Origin of the sequence: Mesonia hippocampi, assembly GCF_014197445.1 — a bacterium.
Taxonomy (GTDB): Bacteria; Bacteroidota; Bacteroidia; order Flavobacteriales; family Flavobacteriaceae; genus Mesonia; species Mesonia hippocampi.
Map to the genome: position 1 here is coordinate 21,877 of NZ_JACIFO010000016.1, position 6,639 is coordinate 28,515.

5 protein-coding genes and 1 rRNA gene are annotated in these 6,639 nt (G+C 32.5%); 2 read left to right on the forward strand and 4 right to left on the reverse strand.

What is annotated here, in order from left to right; genetic code table 11:
- Window positions 1-70 precede the first annotated feature (70 nt).
- Window positions 71-682 (forward strand): DUF6134 family protein, encoded by a 612-nt coding sequence (locus GGR32_RS11735; protein WP_183478397.1) that lies wholly within the window; start codon window positions 71-73, stop codon window positions 680-682.
- Here the strand turns inward: GGR32_RS11735 and yaaA are convergent.
- A complete protein-coding gene (gene yaaA / locus GGR32_RS11740) occupies window positions 679-1,440 on the reverse strand; it encodes a peroxide stress protein YaaA (protein WP_183478398.1) in 762 nt (253 codons plus the stop codon). The genes GGR32_RS11735 and yaaA overlap by 4 nt on opposite strands.
- A 169-nt stretch (window positions 1,441-1,609) precedes the next feature.
- Here yaaA and GGR32_RS11745 point away from each other — a divergent pair, with 169 nt between their 5' ends.
- Window positions 1,610-3,484, forward strand: coding sequence for a BamA/TamA family outer membrane protein (locus tag GGR32_RS11745; protein WP_183478399.1), 1,875 nt, complete (start codon window positions 1,610-1,612; stop codon window positions 3,482-3,484).
- A 265-nt stretch (window positions 3,485-3,749) separates the two neighbouring features.
- On the opposite strand, the gene rpsA is transcribed toward GGR32_RS11745, so the two are convergent.
- The 3 genes from rpsA to rrf form a co-directional block, all read right to left on the reverse strand.
- On the reverse strand, window positions 3,750-5,576 hold the full coding sequence (gene rpsA, locus GGR32_RS11750; protein ID WP_183478400.1) for a 30S ribosomal protein S1: 1,827 nt from the start codon (window positions 5,574-5,576) through the stop codon (window positions 3,750-3,752).
- A gap of 167 nt (window positions 5,577-5,743) precedes the next feature.
- Window positions 5,744-6,436, reverse strand: coding sequence for a (d)CMP kinase (gene cmk / locus GGR32_RS11755; protein WP_183478401.1), 693 nt, complete (start codon window positions 6,434-6,436; stop codon window positions 5,744-5,746).
- Window positions 6,437-6,563: 127 nt separating this feature from the next.
- A 5S ribosomal RNA gene (rrf, locus tag GGR32_RS12145) occupies window positions 6,564-6,639 on the reverse strand; the annotation flags it as partial.

Genomic DNA, 6,639 nt, shown 5'->3' on the forward strand with positions numbered 1-6,639 from the left:
AAAATAACTTCTTGATTTATTGCTTATAAAAAATAAAAAGTGTAAACTTATTCTTGTAAAAATTTAGTTTATGCTACGTAAAAAATTATGCTTAGGGCTGTTAGTCTGTTTAATTACTACTTTTTATAGCACTGCACAACAAGAGACCTTAATGTTTGATATTTTACATAAAGATAGAAAAATAGGGGAACTTCACGCCACAAAAAATATTGATGATAGTTTAACAACTTACACCAGTAACACCGAGATTTCTACAAAAATAATTACGTCCATAAATGTTCTATATAGCTATCATGTAGTGTACAAAAACAATAAATTAAAAGAGGCAAAAACATTAATTAAGGTTAATGATAAAATAAGAACCCAAGCACATACCATATACCGTGACGGTGCTTACTATTTTTCTGAAAAAGAAAACAACAGTCAACGCTTAGATACCAAAAAAATCAGCTACAGTACCGTAAAACTAATGTTTGAAGAGCCTAAAAATGTTACAAGCCTATTTGCCGAAGAACACGGAAATTTCCATAAGCTGGATTATGTTACTCAACACACCTATAAAAAAACTATTCCGGGGGAATCTCGTAAAGAGAATACCTACACCTATAAAAAAGGAACGCTAGTTAAAGGGATTTTGGATGTAGGTATTATAAGTTTTGAACTACAAAAGGCTACTCCTTAGCGTATAAAAACAGGTTCATTTTCTTTCTGTGTAAATTCTTCGCTATATGCATAGCCTCCTAAATTAAAGCCTCGTAATTCTGGCAAGGTTTGCACATTATTATTTACAATATAGCGCACCATTGCCCCACGTGCACGTTTAGCATAAAAGCTAATTACTTTTAATTTACCATTTTTAAAATCTTTAAAAACAGGAGCTATTATTGGCACTTTCAGGTTTTTTTTATCAATCGCTTTAAAATATTCGTTACTTGCCAAATTAATAAAAAGTTCATCTTCACTTAATTCTTCATTTAAAGCATGAGTTATTTTTTCTGACCAGAACTCATATAAATTTTCGGTTTTAGAAAGTGCTAATTTTGTTCCCATTTCTAACCGATATGCTTGTATTAAATCTAATGGTTTTAATACCCCATACAAACCAGAAAGAATGCGTAGTTTATCTTGCAGGTTTTCTATCGCTGTCTCTGATAATGCATAAGCATCTAAGCCCGTATACACATCTCCGTTAAAGGTGTAAACCGCCTGGCGGGCATTTTGCTGTGTCTGGTTGACCGAAAACGCTTTATACCGCTCAAAATTTAACTCTGCCAACTTATCACTAATATTCATCAATTTAGAAAGCTCTACTTTTGTACAACTTGCTAAGTTCTGATTAATTTTTACTGCCTCATCCATAAAAATAGGCTGTGTATAATGTTGCGTAGGAATTTTTTTAGCTAATTCTAAAGATTTTGCCGGTGATATAACTATTTTCATAAGTACTTATTTTAATCTAAAAATACACTTTTTAAGCCTTTTAGAATAAATTTTTAAATAGAAAATACTTATACATAAATTACTGCTTACTTTAGCTAGATAAACAGTTTATTAGTAATACTGATTACGAAAAAATATTTAAGTTTGTTATAGTTTTAAAAGCCATCTATTGAAGTATATTCTGCTTTTATATTGTATTTTTTGCCTTCCTTTTTGGGGTCTTGCTCAAAAAAAGGACACTACTTCTGTAATTGGTAAAAAAGATCCTATACAGCAACAACAAAACGAAGAGTTTTATAAAAAGCTTCAAAAAAAATCGGAAAGCAGTAAATTAACAAAACTCCTGTATAATTTAATGCTAGAACCTTTAGACCCTGCCAACGAGGAGAAATCTGAGCAGCAAATAGAAGAATTATTACATAGAAATTTCACAAAACACCAGGGTAAAATAATCCGAAAAATAAAAATAACCACCTACGACCCTTTTGGGTATAGTGAAAAAGATAGCACTGCAAAGCCTATTAAAAAAATTGATAACTTCGGGAATGCCATCCATGTAAAAACAAAACCATTTACCGTTAAAGGGCTAATTCTTTTACGAGAAAAAACAGCTTTAGATTCCTTACTTGTATTAGAGTCTGAACGTTTATTACGTAGAAAAAAAATTATTAGAAGAACCCTTATTAGACCTGAAGAAATCTCTGAAGAATCAGATTCTATAGATTTACACATTTACGTTCTAGATAGTTGGAGTTTAGGGTTAGAAGGCGATATTTCGTCTAAAAACGGAGAAATAAGGTTAAAAGAGTATAATTTTTTAGGGCTTGGCCATCAATTCTCTTCTGCTTATAAAAAAGATTTTAATACAAATAAACCACCTGGGTTTACACTAGGGTATAAAGCAGAAAATTTACATAACACCTATATTAATGCAGAAGTTTTTAGGGATGTAGAAACCAATCAATCTTATCTAAACCTTGCTCGTGTAAACAGAACTTTTTACTCTCCGCTTGCCCGTTGGGCGGGAGAGGTTAGTGTTTATAAACGACAGTACTTGGAGCGTTTTTACCACTATAAAGCTGATAGCATTGTAAAAACGCCCATAAAAACCCAAGGAATTAATGTGTGGGGAGCTTATGCCATTCCGTTAAAAAATCATACCAAAAAAGGAGACTTACCTACTAACCTTATTATTGCGGCGCGATATGCCCAAACAGAATTCTTAACAACGCCTAGTAAAGAGATTGACTCTATTGGCTTTTTTTCTAATCAAAATATAAAATTAGGTTCAATAGGTGTTAGGGATGTAAATTATGTAAGAGATAGGTATGTATTTAGAAATGGAGATATTGAAGATATTAGCATAGGCCATAGCTATTTTCTACATTCTGGTGTACAATCGCAAAACGGAAAAAATAGTTTTTATTTAGGAGCAGACTTTACCTTAACTAATTATTTTACAGGTTTTGGTTACCTAGCAACAACCTTACAATACGGAAGTTTTTTTAGGAGTGGAAAAGCGAATCAATCATTATTTAGGATTCAAGGAACTTATTTTTCTCCTGTTTTTAAAATAGGAAACTGGTATTTACGACAATTTGTAAAAACGAATATGACTGTTGGGCTTAACCGTAAAAGCATTATTAAAGACCGTTTAAACATAAATGGATATTATGGTATAGATGAATTTAATAGTCCACGAGTTTACGGAACAAGAAAATTTGTTTTTAACTTCCAGACGCAATCTTATGTGCCTTTTAACTGGTTAGGTTTTCGTATAAGTCCGTTTTTAGCTTTCGATATTGGTTTTATTGGGGAAGAACCACATGCTTTTTTCAAGAATGATGTATATACTAGAGTAGGCTTTGGTTTTTTAATTAGTAACGATTATTTTGTGTTTGAAAACATTAGGTTTGCTTTTTCTTTATATCCTAAAATACCTGGCGAAGGACAAAATATTATGCGTTTTAATGGAAACTTTGATAACTTGTTCAGGTTAGACGATTATAATTATCGAGAGCCACATATTTTAGAATACCATTAACCACATAATTGCTTCTTTGGGTATAAGAAGTCTTTGTCATAAATCCAAAGATAATCGTATTATAAAACACAATTATAATTTAATGCGATTAAAATCTAAAACAAAAACGCTACTTACCAGTGAGTGAGCAAGGCATCGCCAAAAGAAAACATCGCTAAGGTATTATCTTAGTAAGTGTGTAAAAAACCATAAATACACAAAAAAATCGTCTGAAAAGTAATTTTCAGACGATCTCTTCTTTTTTATAAAAGGTTAATTAAGCTTATTAGGCTTTACCATCCATTTTATCTTTAAGTGCTTGTAGGTCTGCATTAGCATCACCTAATGTTGGCTTGCTAGTTTCTTCTTGCGCCTTTTTAGCAGCTTGTTTTACTATTTTTGCTTCTTCTTCTTTGTGGATAGACATGTGAGAAGCTACTACACGCTTAAATTCTTTATTAAATTCAATAATAATAAATTCAGCTTCGTCTCCTTTTCCTAATTTAGTTCCATCTTCTTTTTCTAAGTGACGGCTAGGTACAAAAGCAACAACATCATCGTTAAATTTAATTGTAGCGCCTTTATCTACCATATCCTCAATGATTGCGGTGTGTTTAGAACCTACTGCAAATTCATCTTCATACTTATCCCAAGGGTTTTCTTCTGTTTGTTTGTGACCTAAACTTAATTTACGTCCTTCAACATCTAGTTCAAGTACTACAACTTCTAGTTTATCTCCTACGTTACAGAATTCTGATGGGTGTTTAATTTTCTTAGTCCAAGATAAATCAGAGATATAAATTAATCCGTCAATTCCTTCTTCTAATTCTACAAACACACCAAAGTTAGTGAAGTTACGAACAACTCCTGTATGGCGAGATCCTACAGGGTATTTTTCTGTAATATCTGTCCATGGGTCTGGAGTTAATTGTTTTATACCTAGAGACATTTTACGGTCATCTCTATCTAGAGTTAAAACTTGCGCTTCAACTTCATCGCCTACATTTACAAAGTCTTGTGCAGAGCGTAAGTGTGTACTCCAAGACATTTCAGAAACGTGAATTAATCCTTCAACGCCTTCTGCAACTTCTATAAATGCACCATAATCTGCAATTACAACTACTTTTCCTTTTACTTTATCGCCAACTTTCAAGTTTTCGTCTAAAGCATCCCAAGGATGTTTGCTTAATTGCTTAAGACCTAATTGGATACGTGTTTTAGCTTCATCGAAGTCTAAAATTACTACGTTTAATTTTTGGTCTAATTCTACAATCTCGTTAGGGTGGTTAATTCTAGACCAAGATAAATCTGTAATATGGATTAATCCGTCTACTCCTCCAAGGTCTACGAATACACCGTAAGAAGTAATATTCTTCACAGTACCTTCTAATACTTGACCTTTTTCTAACTGACCAATAATTTCTTTCTTTTGCTCTTCAATATCCGCTTCGATAAGTGCTTTATGAGAAACTACAACGTTTTTAAATTCGTGATTGATTTTAACCACTTTAAATTCCATTGTTTTTCCTACATAGGCATCATAATCTCTAATAGGCTTCACATCGATTTGAGAACCTGGTAAGAATGCTTCTATTCCAAAAACATCTACAATCATACCACCTTTTGTACGGCATTTAACGTATCCGTTTACAATAGTAGCCTCGTCATGAGCCTTATTTACTCTATCCCAAGCTTTAATTACACGAGCTTTACGGTGAGAAAGTACCAATTGTCCTGTTGCGTCTTCACGAACATCAATTAATACTTCTACCTTATCACCTACTTGTAAATTTGGGTTATATCTAAATTCATTTAGAGAAACAACACCTTCACTTTTTGCATTGATATCAATAATAGCATCACGATCGGTGATGTTTATTACCGTACCTTCTACTACTTCATCATCTAAAGTATCTACAAAATTGTCGGCAACAAGTTTTTCAAATTCTTCTAACTTGTCATCTTCGATTGGGTCTATACCTTCCTCGTAGTTATGCCAATTAAAATCTTTTAAAAATTGCTCTGGATTTGTTTGTTGTTCAGTTATGTAAGATGCTTTTACAGATTTCACTTCTTGTTCCTGAACTTCTGGAGTTTTGTTTTCTTCAGCCATTGCTGATTAAATAATTTGTATTCTATAGTATCTCGGCAGAATTATGAGACATTCCTACAGAAGAATGTTACATTTTTATAGCTATCCTTTCTCTTACCGATAAAGTCTCTAAAAGGAGTGCAAAAATACAACTTATTTTTTGATATTCAAATATTTAGAAAAAATCTTTATTTTTCTTCTATTTTATTTTTTACTAATTCTAAAATATAATCTAATTGTTCTTCAATGGTAAGCTCAGAATTATCAATAACCACTGCATCCTCTGCTTTTATCAATGGAGAGTCTGCACGTGTAGTATCTATCAGGTCTCGTTTTTCTATATTTTCTAATACCTCTTCATAACTAACACTATCACCTCCTTCTATAAGTTCTTTATACCTACGCACTGCCCTAACATTAGCCGATGCTGTCATAAATATTTTTAATTCTGCATTAGGAAAAACCACTGTACCAATATCTCTCCCATCCATAACTAAAGCTTTCTCTTTCCCAAATACTTGTTGTTGTTCTACCAGTTTTTTACGCACCTCAGGTATTGCAGCAATTAAACTTACATAATTAGACACCTCCAGGCTTCTAATTTTCTTACTCACATCTACATCGTTTAGATAAATATGAGCCACGCCCGTAGAAGAATTATGTTTAAAATAAATAAATATTTCTGGCAACTTTTCTAATAAAGCAACTTTATCAATCTCAGAATCTACAATAAGCCCTTTATCCATTGCAAACAATGTAATTCCTCTATACATCGCCCCAGTATCTATATATACGTACTCTAACTTATTGGCTAATTTCTTAGCAATTGTACTCTTCCCTGTAGACGAAAAACCATCAATAGCAATAATAATATCCTTCAAAATGAACTAGTTTAAATTGAGTAGAAAACAAAAATACCTATAATTTCCGAGTAGTAATAAGAAAAAGAAGTAAACATAAACAATATAAAAACAAAAAACCCTTCATCAGAATGATGAAGGGTTTCAAAGAAGGCGGCGACCTACTCTCCCACAATACGCAGTACCATCGGCACTAACGGGCTTAACTTCTCTGTTCGGAATGG

Bases quoted from the DNA above. Each gene is read 5' to 3' on its own strand.
- GGR32_RS11735 (WP_183478397.1), top strand. From the start codon at position 71: ATGCTACGTAAAAAATTATGCTTAGGGCTGTTAGTCTGTTTAATTACT.
- yaaA (WP_183478398.1), bottom strand. From the start codon at position 1,440: ATGAAAATAGTTATATCACCGGCAAAATCTTTAGAATTAGCTAAAAAA.
- rpsA (WP_183478400.1), bottom strand. From the start codon at position 5,576: ATGGCTGAAGAAAACAAAACTCCAGAAGTTCAGGAACAAGAAGTGAAA.